This is a genomic window from Pseudomonas botevensis, from assembly GCF_019145475.1.
In the GTDB taxonomy this organism is placed as follows: domain Bacteria; phylum Pseudomonadota; class Gammaproteobacteria; order Pseudomonadales; family Pseudomonadaceae; genus Aquipseudomonas; species Aquipseudomonas botevensis.
Genome location: NZ_JAHTKI010000009.1, coordinates 23,907 through 43,505, shown reverse-complemented (window position 1 = coordinate 43,505; position 19,599 = coordinate 23,907). Strand labels below are relative to the sequence as shown.

At 60.6% G+C, this 19,599-nt stretch carries 16 protein-coding genes; 6 read left to right on the top strand and 10 right to left on the bottom strand.

All coding sequences use genetic code 11. From position 1 onward, the window contains the following. Positions 1-202 precede the first annotated feature (202 nt). The gene (gene lexA / locus KVQ74_RS13290) at positions 203-811 is read left to right on the top strand and encodes a transcriptional repressor LexA (protein WP_217831549.1); all 609 of its coding nucleotides are present in this window, start codon (positions 203-205) and stop codon (positions 809-811) included. 10 nt (positions 812-821) lie between these two features. Continuing rightward, a complete protein-coding gene (gene sulA / locus KVQ74_RS13285; protein WP_217831548.1) occupies positions 822-1,295 on the top strand; it encodes an SOS-induced cell division inhibitor SulA in 474 nt (157 codons plus the stop codon). Positions 1,296-1,384: 89 nt separating this feature from the next. Here sulA and KVQ74_RS13280 read toward each other — a convergent pair whose 3' ends face one another. The 7 genes from KVQ74_RS13280 to KVQ74_RS13250 all read right to left on the bottom strand — a co-directional run bounded on the left by KVQ74_RS13280 (position 1,385) and on the right by KVQ74_RS13250 (position 9,797). After that, positions 1,385-1,618, bottom strand: coding sequence for a hypothetical protein (locus KVQ74_RS13280; protein WP_217831547.1), 234 nt, complete (start codon positions 1,616-1,618; stop codon positions 1,385-1,387). Positions 1,619-1,724: 106 nt separating this feature from the next. Next, entirely contained in the window at positions 1,725-2,249 is a 525-nt protein-coding gene (locus KVQ74_RS13275) for a DUF6586 family protein (protein WP_217831546.1), read from the bottom strand. Between the two features lie 141 nt (positions 2,250-2,390). Then, positions 2,391-5,018 (bottom strand): type I DNA topoisomerase, encoded by a 2,628-nt coding sequence (topA, locus tag KVQ74_RS13270; RefSeq protein ID WP_217831545.1) that lies wholly within the window; start codon positions 5,016-5,018, stop codon positions 2,391-2,393. A 114-nt stretch (positions 5,019-5,132) separates the two neighbouring features. Continuing rightward, a complete protein-coding gene (locus tag KVQ74_RS13265; protein WP_217831544.1) occupies positions 5,133-5,369 on the bottom strand; it encodes a DUF1653 domain-containing protein in 237 nt (78 codons plus the stop codon). A gap of 99 nt (positions 5,370-5,468) precedes the next feature. Continuing rightward, positions 5,469-6,644, bottom strand: a complete 1,176-nt coding sequence (gene fadA, locus KVQ74_RS13260; protein ID WP_217831543.1) for an acetyl-CoA C-acyltransferase FadA — start codon at positions 6,642-6,644, stop codon at positions 5,469-5,471. A gap of 29 nt (positions 6,645-6,673) precedes the next feature. Then, entirely contained in the window at positions 6,674-8,821 is a 2,148-nt protein-coding gene (gene fadB / locus KVQ74_RS13255; protein ID WP_217831542.1) for a fatty acid oxidation complex subunit alpha FadB, read from the bottom strand. Between the two features lie 538 nt (positions 8,822-9,359). Further along, positions 9,360-9,797 carry a hypothetical protein gene (locus KVQ74_RS13250; protein ID WP_217831541.1) on the bottom strand — a complete coding sequence of 146 codons (438 nt, stop codon included), beginning with the start codon at positions 9,795-9,797 and terminating at the stop codon, positions 9,360-9,362. Between the two features lie 103 nt (positions 9,798-9,900). Between KVQ74_RS13250 and KVQ74_RS13245 the strand changes: the two genes are divergently transcribed. Beyond that, entirely contained in the window at positions 9,901-10,338 is a 438-nt protein-coding gene (locus KVQ74_RS13245; RefSeq protein ID WP_217831540.1) for a universal stress protein, read from the top strand. 68 nt (positions 10,339-10,406) lie between these two features. Here KVQ74_RS13245 and KVQ74_RS13240 read toward each other — a convergent pair whose 3' ends face one another. Further along, the gene (locus KVQ74_RS13240) at positions 10,407-12,329 is read right to left on the bottom strand and encodes an ATP-binding cassette domain-containing protein (RefSeq protein WP_217831539.1); all 1,923 of its coding nucleotides are present in this window, start codon (positions 12,327-12,329) and stop codon (positions 10,407-10,409) included. Between the two features lie 215 nt (positions 12,330-12,544). Between KVQ74_RS13240 and KVQ74_RS13235 the strand changes: the two genes are divergently transcribed. Beyond that, positions 12,545-14,473, top strand: coding sequence for a transglycosylase SLT domain-containing protein (locus tag KVQ74_RS13235; protein WP_217831538.1), 1,929 nt, complete (start codon positions 12,545-12,547; stop codon positions 14,471-14,473). Positions 14,474-14,610: 137 nt separating this feature from the next. Here the strand turns inward: KVQ74_RS13235 and KVQ74_RS13230 are convergent, their stop codons facing one another. Beyond that, the gene (locus tag KVQ74_RS13230; RefSeq protein ID WP_217831537.1) at positions 14,611-16,383 is read right to left on the bottom strand and encodes an ABC transporter transmembrane domain-containing protein; all 1,773 of its coding nucleotides are present in this window, start codon (positions 16,381-16,383) and stop codon (positions 14,611-14,613) included. Between the two features lie 258 nt (positions 16,384-16,641). On the opposite strand from KVQ74_RS13230, the gene KVQ74_RS13225 reads away from it, so the two are divergent. Beyond that, a complete protein-coding gene (locus KVQ74_RS13225) occupies positions 16,642-16,824 on the top strand; it encodes a PA1571 family protein (RefSeq protein ID WP_217831536.1) in 183 nt (60 codons plus the stop codon). 57 nt (positions 16,825-16,881) lie between these two features. Here KVQ74_RS13225 and pdxB read toward each other — a convergent pair whose 3' ends face one another. Next, positions 16,882-18,024 carry a 4-phosphoerythronate dehydrogenase PdxB gene (pdxB, locus tag KVQ74_RS13220; protein ID WP_217831535.1) on the bottom strand — a complete coding sequence of 381 codons (1,143 nt, stop codon included), beginning with the start codon at positions 18,022-18,024 and terminating at the stop codon, positions 16,882-16,884. Between the two features lie 159 nt (positions 18,025-18,183). Here pdxB and KVQ74_RS13215 point away from each other — a divergent pair, with 159 nt between their 5' ends. Further along, positions 18,184-19,593 (top strand): MATE family efflux transporter, encoded by a 1,410-nt coding sequence (locus tag KVQ74_RS13215; protein ID WP_217831534.1) that lies wholly within the window; start codon positions 18,184-18,186, stop codon positions 19,591-19,593. Positions 19,594-19,599: the final 6 nt, after the last annotated feature.

Genomic DNA, 19,599 nt, shown 5'->3' with positions numbered 1-19,599 from the left:
TGAAACATACGTTTCAGCCTGTGTGTTGTCAAGCTTGCGAAGTCGTTTTGGGAATGGTCGGTCAGCTATTTAACCACACAAGGCAGACGCTTCCATCCGCGCCCGCGCCGACCGTCCGGCAGCTGGCAAAAAAACGGGCATTGCCAAGGTCGCTTCACTGTATATAATCCCAGCCACTGTATAAAAAAACAGAGCGATCAATATGCTAAAGCTGACGCCACGCCAAGCCGAGATTCTGGCCTTCATCAAACGCTGCCTCGAAGACAACGGCTACCCGCCGACACGCGCCGAAATCGCTCAGGAGCTGGGTTTCAAATCGCCCAACGCGGCGGAAGAGCATCTCAAGGCGCTTGCCCGCAAAGGCGCCATCGAGATGACCCCTGGCGCCTCTCGCGGCATTCGGATTCCCGGCCTTGAGGCCAAGGACGACGAATCCACGTTGCCGATCATCGGTCGGGTGGCCGCCGGCGCCCCGATCCTCGCCCAACAGCACATTGAAGAATCCTGCAACATCAACCCGGCCTTCTTCCATCCGCGCGCCGACTACCTGTTGCGCGTACACGGCATGAGCATGAAGGACATCGGTATTTTCGACGGCGACCTGCTCGCGGTTCACACCACTCGCGAAGCGCGCAACGGCCAGATTGTCGTGGCCCGGATCGGCGATGAAGTGACCGTCAAACGCTTCAAGCGCGACGGCAGCAAAGTCTGGCTGATTGCCGAGAACCCGGAATTCGCGCCCATCGAAGTCAACCTGAACGACCAGGAACTGGTCATCGAAGGCTTGAGTGTCGGCGTCATTCGCCGCTAAAGGAGGCTCCATGCAGTTCCCACACGCACCTCAGCAAACACAATTGCCGTTATTCGATGCGTTTCTGGCGCAGCCATTGGCCCCGATCCTCAACGACGTGGTCGAGCGCTCCTGGAATGCACAACCCGAAGTCTTCAGCGAACTGTCATTGCGTGGTGCGGCCGGGAACTGTCTGAGCCTGCTGGCGCCCATTCTTCGCGAATTGAGTGAGGATCAGGATGCGCGATGGCTGACCTTGATCGCCCCACCTGCCAGCCTCACCCAGACCTGGCTGCGGGAGGCCGGCCTGAACAGGGAGCGCATTCTGCTGTTGCAACCGCGCGGCACTCAAAGTGCTCAGCAACTGGCCTGCGAAGCATTGCGCCTGGGGCGCAGCCACACTGTCGTCACTTGGCTCAACCCTCTGAACACAAGTTCGCGGCAACAACTGGTCAGCGCCGCACGCATCGGCGATGCGCAGAGCCTGAATATTCGCTTGGGTTGATTCACTTGTACGTAACGCGCGCTGTGTGAAGCGCAGGGCTTCTCCAGGGACAGAGAAGCCGATCTGATGCGGTAACGACTGAGCCGGGATCAATGAAGAACCCGCTGCCCCTCATCCTTGTCAAACTCGCCCTCAACCATGCGACCTGCCATCTGGACGCCGACACTGAGCATCGCCTTGGCGATTTCCACATGCTGACCCTGCAGGAACGCCTTGGCATCCTCGGAGAAATCCAGAGTAACCAAAGAACCCTCGTCCTCGGCCCTGCGCAGCTCGATACGGCCGTCTGGTAACTCGACAATTTCTAGAAAGGACGTTGGCATAGGGGTCTGTTCTCCACGAAAGGCAGGGATTATATAGACATCGTTCAGGCTTCGCTCGGGATCTTGACCAGCAGCATGTTTCAGATTGCCATCACCCCGAACCCGTTCAGCATTCGTTCAGGCCGTCGCGAAAGCGAATCGCCAGACTCTTGAGGTTTTGCCGCCACACTTCCAACTCCTGGCGACTCAGCTCTTGCGGCGCCTCTTCCTCATCCAGATTCACTGCCTGAATCAGCGGTTGCGTCACGTCGCCTTTAGGCTTGTGAGGCACTCGCGGAGGCTGAAACATCGCCGAATGCGCCGCCAACAGTTTGGCCAGCCAGGTTTCCGGATTCCCAGCCAGCTCAATCATCTCAGCCAGTTCCGGAATCGCGATCGACTCCAGCAACTCACGGGTCAACAGCGCTTCAGCCCGCTGTGCATTGGCCTCGGGCAGTCGGTAAAACCCGGCAATTTCATGGCAAAGCCCCAACAACGCACCATACAGATGAAACAGCGCCGACTCGCGCCCGGCCTGAATCAGTGCCAGAGCATTCATCGCCCGCCCCTCTTCGGCTCTTGCTAGGGCTTCCAGCGACAAGCCAGCGAAATAGATCTTCTGATTGGTACGGGTATAGAGTTCTTGAGCCATGACGGCGCTCTCCACAACGAAATAATTGCTTCACACAGGCCGGACAGTGTCATGGATCAGCCGATCCCACCGCAAGCCCAAAACAGAAAGGCCGCATGAAACCCGAAAGTTTCATGCGGCCTTTTCAGTACGAACGCCTCGTTAAGCCTTCGCCGCCGGACGCTTGTCCTCAACGGTCCACTTGCCACCGTCAAAGAACGCCTTCCAGCCAGTCGGCTTGCCGTCGACTTCGGTCTGGACGTACTGCTCCTTGGTCTTGCGGCTGTAACGGATCACCGCCGGCAAGCCATCAGGATCCTTCTGCGGTGCGTCACAGAGGAAATGATACTTCGGATCGATTTCGTCCTTGTGCGGCAGAATCTCGATCACCAGCGGAGCACGGGTCTCGCGGTTTTTCGGGAACTGACTGGCTGCCAGGAACAGGCCGGACGCGCCGTCACGCAGGATGTACGTGTCATTGACCTTTTCGCACTTCAGCTCCGGCATCTTCACCGGATCCATCTTCGGTGGCGCCGCGTCACCACTCTTGAGCAATTTGCGGGTGTTCTTGCAGGTCGGGTTGGTGCAACCGAAGAACTTGCCGAAGCGACCAGTCTTGAGCTGCATCTCGCTGCCGCACTTGTCGCATTCCAGGCTCGGGCCTTCGTAGCCCTTGATCCGGTAGCTGCCCTCTTCGATTTCGTAGCCGGCACAATCCGGGTTGTTACCGCAGATGTGCAGCTTGCGCTTCTCGTCGAGCAGGTAAGCATCCATCGCCGTGCTGCAGATCGGGCAGCGGTGCTTGCCACGCAGCACCAGGGATTCCGACTCACCCTCGTCGTCCGCAGCGATTTCGTCGCCCGGCACCAGGTTGACGGTCGCCTTGCAACGCTCTTTCGGTGGCAGGCTGTAACCCGAGCAGCCAAGGAATACGCCAGTCGACGCGGTACGAATCTGCATGGGACGACCGCAAGTCGTGCACGGAATATCGGTCATCACCGGCTGGTTGGCACGCATGCCGTCGTCCGGGTTTTCCGCTACTTCGAGCTTCTTCTTGAAGTCGCCGTAGAACTCGTCCAGCACGTTTTTCCAGTCGCGCTCGCCCTGGGCCACGTCATCGAGGTTCTCTTCCATGCCGGCGGTGAAGCCGTAGTCCATGAGATTGGAGAAGCTCTCTGACAGACGCTCGGTGACGATATCGCCCATCTTTTCCGAATAGAAACGACGGTTGTGCAGCGTCACGTATCCGCGATCCTGAATGGTCGAGATGATCGCGGCGTAGGTCGAAGGACGACCGATACCACGCTTTTCCATCTCTTTAACCAGGCTGGCTTCCGAGTAACGGGCCGGCGGCTTGGTGAAGTGCTGGGACGGATCGAGCTTGATCAGCTTCATCACGTCGCCCTGCGCCATGTCTGGCAGCACGTCGTCATCGCCCGGCTTGGCGATTTGCGGCAGAACGCGGGTGTAACCGTCGAACTTCAAGATACGGCCCTTGGCGCGCAGCTCGAAGTCGCCAGCGGCCACACTGACGGTGGTCGACAGGTATTGCGCCGGCAGCATCTGGCAAGCCAGGAACTGGCGCCAGATCAGCTCGTAGAGGCGCTCAGCGTCGCGCTCCATGCCCGACAGCTTGCTCGGAATGGTGTTGGCGTCGGACGGACGAATCGCTTCGTGAGCCTCTTGTGCGCCTTCCTTGCTGCTGTAGACGTTTGGCGCTTCCGGCAGGTACTTCTTGCCGAACTCGCTTTCGATGTAGGTACGCGCCATCGCCACGGCATCGGCCGAGAGGTTGGTCGAGTCGGTACGCATATACGTGATGTAGCCGGCTTCATACAGACGCTGGGCCATCATCATGGTTTTCTTCACGCCAAAGCCCAAGCGGTTGCTGGCGGCCTGTTGCAGCGTGGAAGTGATGAACGGTGCCGACGGCTTGCTGCTGGTCGGTTTGTCTTCGCGCTTGGCGATGCTGTAGCTGGAAGACTTGAGCTTCTCCAGCGCGGCCATGGCCTGGGTTTCGTTGAGCGGCTTGAAGGCTTCGCCTTTTTCACGGGCCACTTCGAAACGCACGGTCGAACCTTTGGCGCTGCCGAGATCGGCATGCACTTCCCAGTACTCTTCCGGGTTGAACGCACGAATTTCACGCTCACGCTCAACCACCAGTTTCACGGCAACCGATTGCACACGACCGGCGGACAGACCACGGGCAATCTTGGCCCACAGCAGCGGCGAAACCATGTAGCCGACGACACGGTCGAGAAAACGGCGCGCCTGCTGGGCGTTGACGCGGTCGATGTCCAGCTCGCCCGGCTCGGAGAACGCTTCCTGAATCGCCTTCTTGGTGATTTCGTTGAACACCACGCGCTTGTAGCGGCTGTCGTCACCACCGATGGCTTCGCGCAGGTGCCAGGCAATGGCTTCCCCCTCGCGATCCAAGTCGGTTGCGAGATAGATGGTGTCAGCATCCTTGGCGAGCCGGCGCAGCTCTTCGATGACCTTTTCCTTGCCCGGGAGGATCTCGTACTTGGCTTTCCAGCCATGATCGGGATCGACACCCATGCGCGAAACGAGCTGCTTGCGCGCCTTTTCTTTCGGCGTGAGCGCGGGACCTTCGCCTGCGGCGGCCTTGCCGCGCTTGGCGGCAGGCTCTTTGCTGGCGCTAGCCGAACCGCTGGTGGGCAGGTCTCGGATATGGCCGATACTCGACTTCACCACGTATTGGTTGCCCAGATACTTGTTGATGGTCTTGGCCTTAGCCGGGGATTCCACAATGACCAGCGATTTGCCCATGGATCAGAAAATTCCTGAATTCTAAAAGTGAAAGGCGGTTGGCGCCTGACGCGGCACCGCTATATATAGTGGCTACAAGGTGAGGTCAAGCGCAGGGTTCTGCGCGTACTCGCCCTATGGCTTGGAAAAAAGGTTCGGTTCGGCCTGCACCAAAGCAAAGCGTGGCACCTGCTCGCCGTCAACCTCGACCGACTCCAGAAACATGCTCAAGGGGCGAACCCAGAAGCCGTATTCGCCATACAGGGCTTGGTAAAAGACCACTTCCTCTTCCGTCTCGGAGTGCCGCGCGACACTGAATACGCGGTACTGCGGACCTTTGTAATGTTGGTAGAGCCCAGGTTGTATCGGCATGCTTCGGCCCTCTCTCAATTTTTTTTCAAAATAAAAACAAAATAAACCCGCAAAAACAAAAACCGGGGCACTTGGCCCCGGCTTCCATCGACGAGACGCTTAAACGCGTTCGAAGACGGTGGAGATGCCTTGGCCGAGACCAATGCACATGGTAGCCACCCCGAAGGTGCCGCCATTCTGTTTCATCACGTTCAGCAAAGTGCCGGAAATCCGTGCACCGGAGCAACCGAACGGGTGACCCAGGGCGATCGCGCCGCCGTGCAGGTTAACCTTCTCATTCATCTTGTCGAGCACTTTCAGATCCTTCAGCACCGGCAGCGCCTGTGCAGCGAACGCTTCGTTGAGCTCGAAGAAGTCGATATCGTTGATGCCCAGGCCCGCACGTTTCAGCGCTTTCTGGGTCGCTGGTACCGGACCATAGCCCATGATCGCCGGGTCCACACCCGCCACCGCCATCGAACGGATCACCGCCATCGGCTGGATACCCAGGTCCTGAGCACGCTGCGCCGACATCACGATCATGCACGAAGCACCATCGGTGATCTGCGACGAAGTACCGGCAGTCACGGTGCCGCCCTTTGGATTGAACGCCGGCTTCAAGGTCGCCAGGCTTTCCAGGGTGGTTTCCGGACGAATGGTTTCGTCGTAGTCGAACAGTTTCAGGAAACCGTTCTCGTCGTAGCCCTGCATCGGGATGATTTCGTCCTTGAACTTGCCTTCCACGGTCGCCTTGTGGGCAAGTTGGTGGGAACGCAAGCCAAAGGCGTCCTGCTGTTCGCGAGTGATGCCGTGCATTTTGCCGAGCATTTCAGCGGTCAGGCCCATCATGCCCGAAGCTTTCGCCGCGTACAGGGACATGTGCGGGTTCGGATCGACACCGTGCATCATGCTCACATGGCCCATATGCTCGACGCCGCCAACGACGAAGACGTCACCGTTGCCAGTCATGATCGCTTGCGCGGCAGTGTGCAAGGCGCTCATCGACGAACCACACAGACGGCTGACGGTCTGGCCGGCCGAAGTGTGCGGGATCTGGGTCATCAGCGACGCCATGCGCGCGATGTTCCAGCCCTGCTCCAGGGTCTGGTTCACGCAGCCCCAGATCACGTCCTCGACTTCGGCAGGATCGACCTTGGTGTTGCGTTCCAGCAATTTGCTGATCAGGTGCGCCGACATGTCTTCGGCGCGGGTGTTGCGGTGCATGCCGCCCTTGGAGCGGCCCATCGGAGTACGACCGAAGTCGACAATCACGACGTCTCTAGGATTCAAGCTCATAAGTTCACTCTCACTCTAGTTGGGGGCGCTTAACCGAAGAAGCTCTGGCCGTTCTTGGCCATTTCGCGCAGCTTCGCGGTCGGGTGGTACAGCGCGCCCAAATCAGCGTACTGGTCGGCCAGGGCAACGAACTCGGCAACACCGATCGAGTCGATGTAGCGCAGCGCACCGCCACGGAATGGAGGGAAACCAATACCGTAGACCAGACCCATGTCGGCTTCGGCGGCGGTTTCGACGATGCCGTCTTCCAGGCAACGCACGGTTTCCAGGCACAGCGGGATCATCAGCCAGTTGATGATGTCTTCGTCAGTGACTTCGCGCTGCTCGTAGACAATCGGCTTGAGCACTTCCAGCACCGACGGATCGGCGACTTTCTTCTGCTTGCCCTTCTTGTCCGCCTCGTAGGCGTAGAAACCCTTGCCGTTTTTCTGACCCAGACGCTTGGCTTCGTAAAGCACGTCCACAGCCGAACGACGATCGTCTTTCATGCGATCAGGGAAACCTTCGGCCATGACGTCACGACCGTGGTGGCCGGTGTCGATACCGACCACGTCCATCAGGTACGCAGGCCCCATCGGCCAGCCGAACTTTTCCATGACCTTGTCGATACGGACGAAGTCCACACCGGCGCTGACCAGTTTGGCGAAACCGCCGAAGTACGGGAACAGCACGCGGTTGACCAGGAAGCCCGGGCAGTCGTTGACGACGATCGGGTTCTTGCCCATTTTCTTGGCGTAGGCAACGGTGGTGGCGATGGCCAGTTCACTGGACTTCTCGCCACGGATCACCTCCACCAGCGGCATCATGTGTACCGGGTTGAAGAAGTGCATGCCGACGAAGTTTTCCGGACGCTTGAGGGCCTTGGCCAGCAGGCTGATGGAAATGGTCGAGGTGTTGGACGCGAGGATGGTGTCCTCTTTGACCTTGTCTTCGACTTCGGCCAGAACGGCTTGCTTGACCTTCGGGTTCTCGACGACCGCTTCCACGACCAGGTCAACATGACCGAAATCGCCGTAGGACAGCGTAGGACGAATGCCGTTGAGCACTTCAGCCATTTTCGCGGCGGTCATGCGGCCCTTGTCAACGCGGCCAACCAGCAACTTGGCGGCTTCGGCCAGACCCTGCTCGATACCGTGCTCGTTGATGTCCTTCATCAGGATCGGCGTGCCTTTGGACGCCGACTGATAGGCGATACCGCCACCCATGATACCGGCGCCCAGAACGGCGGCCTGCTTCACGTCTTGGGCGATTTCGTCGTAGGCCTTGGCCTTTTTCTTCAGTTCCTGATCGTTCAGGAACAGGCCGATCAGGCTCTGTGCGGCCGACGTCTTGGCCAGTTTCACAAAACCGGCGGCTTCGACTTCCAGAGCCTTGTCACGACCGAAGTTCGCGGCTTTCTGGATGGTCTTGATCGCTTCGACCGGTGCCGGGTAGTTCGGACCCGCCTGGCCAGCCACGAAACCTTTGGCGGTTTCGAAAGCCATCATCTGCTCGATGGCGTTGAGCTTGAGTTTTTCCAGTTTCGGCTGGCGCTTGGCCTTGTAGTCGAACTCGCCGGAAATGGCGCGCTTGATCAGTTCAAGGGCAGCGTCCTGCAGCTTCTCTGGAGCAACCACGGCGTCGACTGCGCCGACTTTCAGCGCGTCTTCGGGACGGTTTTCCTTGCCGGCGGCAATCCACTCGATGGCGTTATCGGCACCGATCAGACGCGGCAGACGCACGGTCCCGCCGAAGCCAGGGTAGATGCCCAGCTTGACTTCCGGCAGGCCGATCTTGGCCTTGGTGGACATGACGCGGTAGTCCGCCGCCAGGCACATTTCCAGACCGCCACCCAGGGCGATACCGTTGATCGCGGCTACGGTCGGAACGTTGAGGTCTTCGAAATCGCTGAAGATCTTGTTGGCTTCGAGATTGCCAGCAACCAGCTCGGCATCCGGCAGCTTGAAGTTGTCGACAAATTCGGTGATGTCGGCGCCGACGATGAATACGTCCTTGCCACTGCTGACGATCACGCCCTTGATCGAAGCATCTGCCTTGATGATGTCTACGGCCTGACGCAGCTCGTTCAGGGTAAGACGGTTGAACTTGTTGACGGACTCACCCTTGAGGTCGAACTTCAGTTCGACGATGCCACTTTCAAGAGCTTTAACCGTGATGGCTTTACCTTCGTAAATCATCAACTGATCTCCACGATATGGAAGCTGAACAGTACACGTCGGACGCAGGCGAATGACTCGGCAGGACGCTTTTTCGTCGATGCTGACGCCAATCCACCCGGCACACCCGCCAACGCGATAGTCGGGATTCTGTAGGAGCGTTCTGCAATACAAACGCTCAATTCATACGCCCGTTTGATTTGGGTATGTCACCTTCACGGAATTTCCGACAATTGTCAATCGCCCGAAATAGGGGTTGAAATGCGACCTTGCAGTCATTTCCGTAAGACAAAGGCCAGCAACCCGCCGTTGCATGGAAAGCCATTCATAGAATCAATTGTTAGAAAATTCGCCCTAATTCACGGCGCGCCCTGTTTAAAAGGCTACGCTGGCTGGACTACGGGGCAAAACAGGCGCGCTTTTGCTGCCCGACCGAAACCGATCACTGCGCAAAAATTTACCGGCCTGCCTGGCCAATCCCGCCCGATGAAGCATGTCGGGCTTTTTATTGCTCGTCTGCCGGACGTTTCGCACCGTTGCAGCGCGAAAAGTCCGCGAGTCATGCCAGCGCTTTCAGCGTGGCGTCTATGTCGTGCAAAACTGTCGCTTCGCCCTTCTCGCCCCAGTAAAGAGCAATCATCTGTTTGTCCGCTTCGATCTTGAAAACGTTGCCCGGCAATTTTTCGAAATGATTGACCAGCAGCGGATCCTCACACACTTCCTGCCACTGATTGACCCACACACCCGGCGACTTCTGCCAGTACGTCCAGCATGCCGGCTGCTTGCCGCGTCGTGGACGATGGTATTGCGCGCACGGGTTCGGCGGCTCTGGCGCCAGCCAGTGCGGCCACTCCTGAGGGGCCAGTTGCATGGCCAGGCCAAGGCGCCTGGCCTCCATGCGCAGGGCCATTCGTCCACTCTGCACACGCGACGGTCGCAACCACGCCAGCGGACTCAAGACCACCAGCAGGATTGACACCACCAACCAGACCGTCATATCTCTACTCCCGATTTTAGATGAGCCCATTGTGTCACTTTGGAACCAATGCGCTTGAAACCAGCCATACTTAACAATATTGAAACCTCAGGAGGAGCACCTCATGCCCTACCACCATATCCTGGTCGCCGTAGATCTGACCGAAGAGTGCGACCCTGTGATTCACCGCGCCCGAGAGCTGTCGGTGAGCAATGGCGCCAAGCTGTCGCTGGTGCATATTGTCGAACCGATGGCCATGGCCTTCGGGGGTGACGTACCAATGGATCTGTCACAACTGCAACAGCAGCAGTTCGATCAGGCCAAGGAGCGTCTCGAGCGCCTGAAGCACAAGTACAACGAACTCGAAGGCGCCAATTGCCACCTGACCTACGGCCAGCCGCGCCAGGAAATCCACCACTTCGCCAAGGAGCAGCAATGCGACCTGATCGTGGTCGGCAGCCATGGCCGGCATGGCCTGGCGCTACTGCTGGGTTCGACCGCCAACGATGTGCTGCATGGCGCGCCTTGTGATGTGCTGGCGGTGCATCTGGTAAAACGCTAGCCCTTCAAGCACCTACAAAAAGCCCGGCCTCACGCAAATGAGCCGGGCTTTTTCACGACGGGAGCCAATCAGGCATCCAGTTCGGCCCAGCGCTCCACCAGGGCGTCCAGCTCGGCTTGCATCTGCTCAAGCGTTGCGATGACCTTGGCTGTCTCGGCCGGCGGACGCTGATAGAAACCGGCCTCGGCCATTTCAGCTTCGACAGCGGCGATCTGCTGCTCCTTGGCGTCGATGTCACCCGGCAGGGCTTCCAGTTCGCGCTGCAGCTTGTAGCTCAGCTTCTTCTTGGCCGCCGGCGCCGCCGCAGCAGGCGCCGCCACCGGAGCTGGCTCAGCGGTCACCACCGCCGAGTTCAAGTCGGCTTTGCCGGACTTGCTTTCGGTCACGCCCAACAGGCGCGGCGAACCGCCCTGACGGATCCAGTCCTGATAACCGCCAACGTACTCGCGCACCTTGCCTTCGCCTTCGAAAACCAGGGTGCTGGTGACCACGTTGTCGAGGAATGCCCGGTCGTGGCTGACCATCAGCACAGTGCCGCTGAAGGTCAGCAGCACTTCTTCGAGCAGTTCGAGGGTTTCCACATCGAGGTCGTTGGTCGGTTCGTCGAGCACCAGCAGGTTTGCCGGCTTGCTGAACAGTTTGGCCAGCAACAGACGCGCACGCTCGCCACCGGACAACGCCTTGACCGGCGTGCGGGCGCGCTGCGGGCTGAACAGGAAGTCGCCGAGGTAGCTCAGGACATGGCGGTTCTGGCCGTCGATTTCGATGAAGTCGCGACCTTCGGCCACGTTGTCGATCACGGTTTTTTCCAGTTCCAGTTGATGGCGCAACTGGTCGAAATAGGCCACGTCGATCTTGGTGCCCTCTTCCACCGTGCCGCTGGTCGGCTGCAGACCGCTGAGCATCAGTTTCAGCAGGGTGGTCTTGCCAGTACCGTTGGCGCCGAGCAGACCGATGCGGTCGCCGCGTTGCAGCACCATGGAGAAATCGCGGATCAGGAACGGGCCGCCCGGGTGAGCGAAGCTGACGTTTTCCAGCACCATCACCTGTTTGCCGGACTTCTCGGCGGTTTCCAGCTGAATGTTGGCCTTGCCGGTGCGTTCACGGCGCTCGCTGCGTTCGACGCGCAAGGCTTTCAGGGCGCGCACGCGGCCTTCGTTACGGGTGCGACGGGCCTTGATGCCCTGGCGGATCCACACTTCTTCCTGGGCCAGACGCTTGTCGAACAGCGCGTTGGCGGTTTCCTCAGCGGCCAGCGCGGCTTCTTTATGCACCAGGAAGCTGGCGTAGTCGCCGTTCCAGTCGATCAGGCCGCCGCGGTCCAGTTCAAGAATGCGGGTGGCGAGGTTTTGCAGGAAAGAACGGTCGTGCGTGATGAACAGCACGGCGCCCTGGAAATCCTTCAGCGCTTCTTCGAGCCAGGCGATCGCACCGATGTCCAGGTGGTTGGTTGGCTCGTCGAGCAGCAGCAGATCGGGTTCGGACACCAACGCCTGTGCCAGCAGCACGCGACGACGCCAGCCGCCGGACAACTCGGCGAGGGTCTTGTCGGCCGGCAGTTGCAGGCGGCTCAGGGTGCTGTCGACGAGGGTTTGCAGACGCCAGCCGTCACGGGCTTCAAGGTCGTGCTGAACGTGCATCAGTTTTTCCAGATCGGCGTCGGTGACGATGTTCTGGCTCAAGTGATGGTATTCGGCGAGCAATGCGCCGACGCCGTCCAGGCCTTCAGCGACCACGTCGAACACGGTCCGTTCGTCGGCCACCGGCAATTCCTGGGGCAATTCGCCGATTTTCAGACCGGGGGCACGCCACACCGCGCCGTCGTCAGGCTTCTGGTCGCCCTTGACCAGTTTCATCATGCTGGACTTGCCAGTGCCGTTGCGACCGATGATGCACACCCGCTCACCACGGGCGATCTGCCAGGACACCTTGTCCAACAACGGCATCGCGCCGAATGCAAGGGACACATCGCTGAATTTGAGCAGGGTCATGAGCTTCTCCAAAAACCGGGCGCGCATTCTACCTGACTTGAGACTTCAGCAGGCCGGCAATTTGTCTGTCGACGCACTCTGCACAACATTTGTTGCGAACTTGTGCGACAAGGCCCGCAAAGCTTTCACCGCCTGCTGGCAAAAGGCTAAGCTACGGATAATTCAGTGTCGGCAATGGTCGGCACTTATTCATGATTTCTCTGCCCGGATGTCTCATGCGCAGTCGCCTTCTCAGTGTCTTGTCCTGTTTGCTACTTTCCGCCGCTGCCGTTCAATCCGCTCAGGCGGTGGACCTGTCCACCCAACGTCAATATTACGATGAAGCCAAACGCGCCCTGGCCAAGGGCGATACCGGCCCTTATTTCCGCTACAGCCAGGCCCTGGCCGATTATCCGCTGGAGCCGTACCTGGCCTATGACGAGCTGACCGCTCGCCTGAAAACCGCCAGCAATGCCGAAATCGAAAAATTCCTCGCCGAACACGGTGACCTGCCCCAGGCCAACTGGATGAAGTTGCGCTGGCTGCGCTGGCTGGCCGATCGCGGCGATTGGGCCACCTTCGTCAAGTATTACGATCCGAAACTCAACTTCACCGAACTGGACTGCCTGAATGCGCAGTACCAGATCAGCCACAACAAAAAGGCCGAAGGTTTCGCCAACGCCGAGAAACTCTGGCTCACCGGCAAGTCGCAACCCGCCGCCTGCGATGCGTTGTTCGGCATGTGGGCTGCCGAAGGCCAGTTGACCGAGCAGAAGCGCTGGGAGCGGGCCAAGCTCGCCGCCCAGCATCGCAACTATCCCCTGGCCAACAGCCTCGTCAGCGGCCTGACCACCCTCGGCCCGCGCGGTCGCCTGCTGGTGGACGTGGCGCAGAAACCCGAACTGCTCAATCAGCCGTCACGCTTCACCCCGGCCGACGAGCCGATGTCCGATGTGGTCAGCCTCGGCCTGCGCCGTCTTGCCCGCCAGGACCCGGACAAGGCCATGGACCTGCTCGACGGCTATGCCAGCAGCATGCGTTTTTCCCGCGATGAAAAAGTCGCGATCGCCCGGGAAATCGGCCTGACCCTGGCCCGGCGTTTCGACAGCCGCGCACTGGACGTGATGACCAAATACGATCCGGAACTGCGCGACAACACCGTCTCCGAATGGCGCCTGCGCCTGTTGCTGCGCCTGGCGCGCTGGGACGATGCCTATCAACTGACCCGACGCCTGCCGCAAGACCTGGCCACCACCAACCGCTGGCGCTACTGGCAGGCGCGCAGCCTGGAGCTGGCCCAGCCGCAGAACCCGGAAGCGCAGACGCTGTACAAGAACCTCGCGCGGGAACGTGATTTCTACGGGTTCCTCGCGGCCGACCGCTCGCAGTCGCCTTACTCGCTGGTGAACAAACCGCTGGTGCTCAGCCAGGCCACCATCAACAAGGTGCGCAACACTCCCGGTGTACGCCGCGCGCTGGAGTTCCACGCCCGTGGGCAAATCGTCGACGGTCGCCGCGAGTGGTATCACGTCAGCCGTCACTTCAACCGCGATGAGATGGTGGCCCAGGCCAAACTGGCCTATGACCTGAAATGGTATTTCCCGGCGATCCGCACCATCAGCCAGGCGCAATACTGGGATGACCTGGACATTCGCTTCCCGATGGCTCACCGCGACACCCTCGTGCGCGAAGCCAAGGTGCGTGGCCTGCATTCGAGCTGGGTATTCGCCATCACCCGTCAGGAAAGCGCCTTCATGGACGACGCCCGCTCCAGCGTCGGCGCCAGCGGCCTGATGCAACTGATGCCCGGCACCGCCAAGGAAACCGCACGCAAGTTCAGCATCCCGCTGGCTTCGCCTCAGCAGGTGCTGGACCCGGACAAGAACATCCAGCTCGGCGCTGCCTACCTTAGCCAGGTACACAGCCAGTTCAACGGCAACCGCGTCCTCGCCTCCGCCGCCTACAACGCCGGCCCCGGCCGCGTGCGCCAATGGCTGCGCGGCGCCGACCACCTGAGTTTCGACGTGTGGGTGGAAAGCATCCCGTTCGACGAAACCCGCCAGTACGTGCAGAACGTGCTGTCCTATTCGGTGATCTACGGCCAGAAACTCAACTCGCCACAACCGCTGGTGGATTGGCATGAGCGGTATTTTGACGATCAGTGATGGATACCCGCACTACCGATAGTTTCGTACAAACAAAACGCCCGCATCGAGAGATGCGGGCGTTTTTTATGGCGCCCCTCCAGGTCGATTACTTAGTCGATTACTTAGTCGATTACTTGGTCGGTTACTTGGTCGGTCTAGGCGCCATGACCATCATTGAACTGCAACGCCGCCAGCCGCGCATACAGCGGATTGCTCGCGATCAACGCCTGATGCGTCCCCACGGCGACCAGTTTGCCCTGATCCATTACCGCGATCCGGTCGGCGTTTTTCACTGTCGCCAGGCGGTGGGCGATGACCAGGGTGGTGCGGTTGTGCATCAGCCTGGGCAAGGCTTGCTGGATCAGGTGTTCGCTCTGCGCGTCGAGGGCGCTGGTGGCTTCGTCGAGCAGCAGGATCGGCGCGTCCACCAGCAGCGCGCGGGCAATGGCCAGACGCTGGCGCTGACCGCCGGATAGGCCGAGGCCGCCGTCGCCCAGGTGCGTCTGATAGCCGTCGGGCATTTGTTCGATGAAGTCGTGGGCGTGGGCGATTTTCGCCGCCTCGCGGACTTGCTCCGACGTGGCTGTCGGGCAGCCGTAGCGGATGTTTTCCTCCACACTGCCGAAGAACAGTGCCGGCGTTTGTGAAACCAGCGCGAAGCAGCGACGCAGATCCAGCGGATCAAGACTGGTGAGCGGCACGCCATCGAGCAGCACTTGCCCTTCGCCGGGATCGTAAAAACGCAGCAGCAAGTCATACACCGTGGACTTGCCCGCGCCGGACGGTCCGACCAGCGCCAGGGTTTCGCCCGCCCTGACCGTCAGACTCAAGCCATCGACCGCGTAGCTTTGCGGACGCGACGGGTAGGAAAAACGCACGTCTTGCAGTTCCAGTTCGCCCTTGACCCGCTCCGGCAACGTCACCAGCCCGCTTGTGGGCGGCTGAATGATGTTTTCCGAACGCAGCAGCTCGGCGATGCGCTCGGCGGCGCCGGCCGCGCGCTGCAACTCACCGATGACTTCGCTCAAGGTGCCGAAGGCGCTGCCGACGATCAGGCTGTAGAACACGAAGGCCGCCAGCTCACCGGCGGATATGCGCCCGGCCATCACGTCCATGCCGCCGACCCACAACATCACCGCCACCGCGCCCAACACCAGGACGATGACCAGCGTGATCAGCCACGCGCGCTGGAAGATCCGTTTGCGCGCCGTCTCGAACGCCTGCTCGACGGTCGTGGCAAAGCGCTGCTCGTCCTGCACCTGATGGTTGTAGGCCTGCACGGTCTTGATCTGGCCGAGGGTTTCGGAAACGTAACTGCCGATATCAGCGATCCGGTCCTGACTCAGCCGTGACAGATTGCGCACCCGCCGACCGAAGATCAGGATCGGCGCGATGACCAGCGGCAAGGCGATCACCACAATGCTGGTGAGCTTGGGGTTGGTGATGAACAGCAGCACAACCCCACCGATCACCATCAGCAAATTACGCAGGAACAGCGACAACGACGAGCCGATCACCGATTGCAGCAACGTGGTATCGGCGGTCAGGCGCGACTGGATTTCCGAGCTGCGGTTGTCCTCGTAAAACCCCGGATGCAGGTACACCAGATGGTTGAACACCTGTCGCCGGATGTCCGCCACACAGCGCTCACCGATCCACGACACCAGATAGAACCGGGCGAAGGTGCCGAGCGCCAGCCCGAGCACCAGCAGCATGAACAGGCCGATCGACTGGTTGAGCAAGTGCGGCGACTGGGTCATGAAACCCTGGTCGACCAGCAGACGAATACCCTGCCCCATCGACAAGGTGATGCCGGCGGTGACGATCAGCGCCAGCAATGCACCGAACGCCTGCCAGCGGTAAGGCGCAAGAAAATGACTGGTCAGGCGCAAGGCGCGGCGATGGCGCGAGGAAAGCATCGGGATCATTCAGGTTCACATTTCGTGCAGATGGATGGGGCCAGCCTGGACATTCAATGGGGTGGAACTCTGCAAATCACAATGAGTCAGGTTAATTATGACCGCCAAGACTAGCCCCTAGACGCTATCGGTCTAAAGTCCGGGTTGAGACGAGCGGTCATTTCTGCTTGAGTGGAGATGCCGTTCCAGAGCGACCGCAGGGAGTTGTCACAGCCCGGTCACCTGGCGGTTTTATTCTGGGTACACAACCTGATGAGGAGACAGGCCATGTCCTTGCAAAACAGCAGCGATGACAAGATTCAAGTGATCCGCACCAAACCCGGCCAGCCCCTGGGTTGCTCGATCATCGATAAGGATGGCCGTGAAGTACCGATCACTGAAGACATGATCCAGGACGCCTGCCGCGAACTGGACAAGCGATTGGTCAAGCAGCCTGCCGAACAAGAGTGATATAGCCACCGTCTTCCTGACCCGGCCCCTTGGGCCGGGTTTTTTCTGCCCGGTCGATCAGACCAGTACCGCGCCCAGTGCCGTCACGATCTTGCGCAACAGCGGCGAATCCCCTTCGATCCGCACCTTCAGCCCTTCGATTTCGCGCCGAACCGGATACTGCTTGCGCAACACGTCAAACGCCGCGCGCTGTTCGCCGACGCTGCCGATCAGGCTGTTACGGAAGTCCGCGTCGTCCCGGCGCGGGTCGTACACGCCACGGCACAGCATCGCCAGCGCCCAGGCCGGATCGCTCTCGGCATGCAGGGAAACCTGCGACAACCACGGCGACGGCAGCAGATCGGCGAGCTGGATGCTGGCAGGCTGGCCGATGAACTCGCAGTACGCCTGATAGATCTGCGCCGTACCGCGTTGCTTGCCGTCGAGGCTGTAACCGGCAATGTGCGGAGTCGCCAGCACGCAGAGCTCAGCCAGGGCCACATCGACTTCAGGTTCCGCTTCCCAGACGTCGAGCACCGCTTGCAGGTCTTCACGTTCCAGCAACACTTTGCGCAGCGCGGCGTTGTCCACCACCGGGCCGCGAGCCGCGTTGATCAGCCAGGTGCCGGGTTTGAGTCGCTGCAAGCGCTGCTGGTCGAACAGATGCCAGGTTGCGCCATCGCCATTACGGGTCAACGGTGTGTGCAGGCTAATCACGTCGCACTGCTCGATGATCTGCTCCAGGCTCACATAGTCGCCCCCCTCGGCGGCCTGACGCGGCGGGTCGCAAACTTTCACGTTCCAGCCCAGCCCTTGCAGGACCTTGATCAAACGCCCGCCGACCTCGCCGGCACCGACCACGCCATAGGTGCGTCGGGTCAAGTCCGCACCCTCGATTTCGGCCAAGGTCAGCAGGCTGCCGAGGACGTAGTCGACCACCCCCCGCGCATTGCAGCCCGGCGCGCTGGACCAGCGAATGCCGGCCTCGGCGAAGTATTCGAGATCCAGATGATCGGTGCCGATCGTGCAGGTGCCGACGAAGCGCACCTGGCTGCCCTCAAGCAGCGCACGATTGACGTTGGTCACCGAGCGCACCAGCAACACGTCGGCCTGTTCGACCGTGGCACGGTCAATGGAGCGGCCCGGCACGCGGCGAATCTCGCCGAAACCGGCAAAAAATGCATCGAGCAACGGGATGTTTTCGTCGGCAACAATCAGCATGGCAAGGCTCCTTGGGCGGATCGGCAGTTTAGGTGCAGATGCCGCGATGGGCCAGCAGGTTTGCGCTTACAAATCCGCAACAGAGGATTTTTCCTGACCAAGGCGTCAGGGGCGTAGAATGCGCCGCCTTGCGCATCAACCTCCGTGGACGCTTTGCCTGTGAATTCCGTGACCGACCGCCCTGCCGCCGTTTCCCTCAATCGCCCCGCCCGGGTTCGCCTGGAGCTGAGGAATCTGCTCGCCCTGGCCTTGCCGATCATCATCGCGCAACTGGCGACAACGGCCATGGGCTTCGTCGATGCGGTGATGGCCGGCCGCGTGGGGCCACGGGACCTGGCGGCGGTGGCGCTGGGCAACTCGATCTGGGTGCCGGTGTTTCTGCTGATGACCGGCACCCTGCTGGCCACCACGCCGAAAGTCGCCCAGCGTTTCGGCGCCGGCACCCACAGCGAGATCGGCCCGGTGGTGCGTCAGGCATTGTGGCTGGCGCTGGTGGTGGGCCTGATCGCGACGTCGATGCTGGTCGCCGCCGAACCGATCCTGCACCTGATGAAAGTCGATCCGGAACTGATCGGCCCGTGCATGCAATACCTGCACGGCATCGCCAGCGGTTTGCCAGCAGTGGCGTTCTACCATGTGCTGCGCTGCTTCAGTGACGGCCTGGGCCGTACCCGGCCGGCGATGGTGCTGGGCCTGTGCGGCCTGGCACTGAACATTCCGCTGAACTACATCTTCATTTATGGCCACTTCGGCGTGCCGGCCATGGGCGGCGTCGGCTGCGGCTGGGCCACGGCGATCGTGATGTGGGTGATGGCGCTGGGCCTGGCCGGTTACGAGCGCTGGGCGCCGGCCTATCAGTCGAGCGAGCTGTTCAGCCGTTTCGACTGGCCGCAATGGGCGGTGATCAAGCGGTTGCTGGCCATCGGCCTGCCGATCGGCATTGCGGTGTTCGCCGAATCGAGCATTTTCGCGGTGATCGCGCTGCTGATCGGCAGCCTCGGCGCCACCGTGGTGGCCGGGCACCAGATTGCGTTGAACGTCAGCTCCCTGGTGTTCATGATCCCCTACTCGCTGGGCATGGCCGTGACGGTGCGGGTCGGCCAGGCATTGGGCCGTGAAGAACCCCGTGAAGCGCGGTTCGCCGCAGGCGTCGGCATGGGCACCGCGCTGGCCTATGCCTGCCTGTCGGCGAGCATGATGTTGCTGATGCGCGAGCACATCGCGGCGATCTACACCGCCGACCCGATGGTGATTCACATCGCGGCGATGCTGATTGTGTACTCGGCGCTGTTCCAGTTCTCCGACGCGATCCAGGTCACCGCCGCCGGTGCCCTGCGCGGCTACCAGGACACCCGGGTGACGATGATCCTGACCCTGTTCGCCTACTGGGGCATCGGCCTGCCGGTGGGTTACGCCCTCGGCCTGACCGACTGGCTCGGCGAGGCACGCGGCCCGAGCGGCTTGTGGCAAGGCCTGATCGTCGGCCTCAGTTGCGCGGCGCTGATGCTGTCGGTCCGCCTGACCCGCAGCGCCCGCAAGCGCATTCGTATCAGTCGCTCGGCGGGCTGATCACCG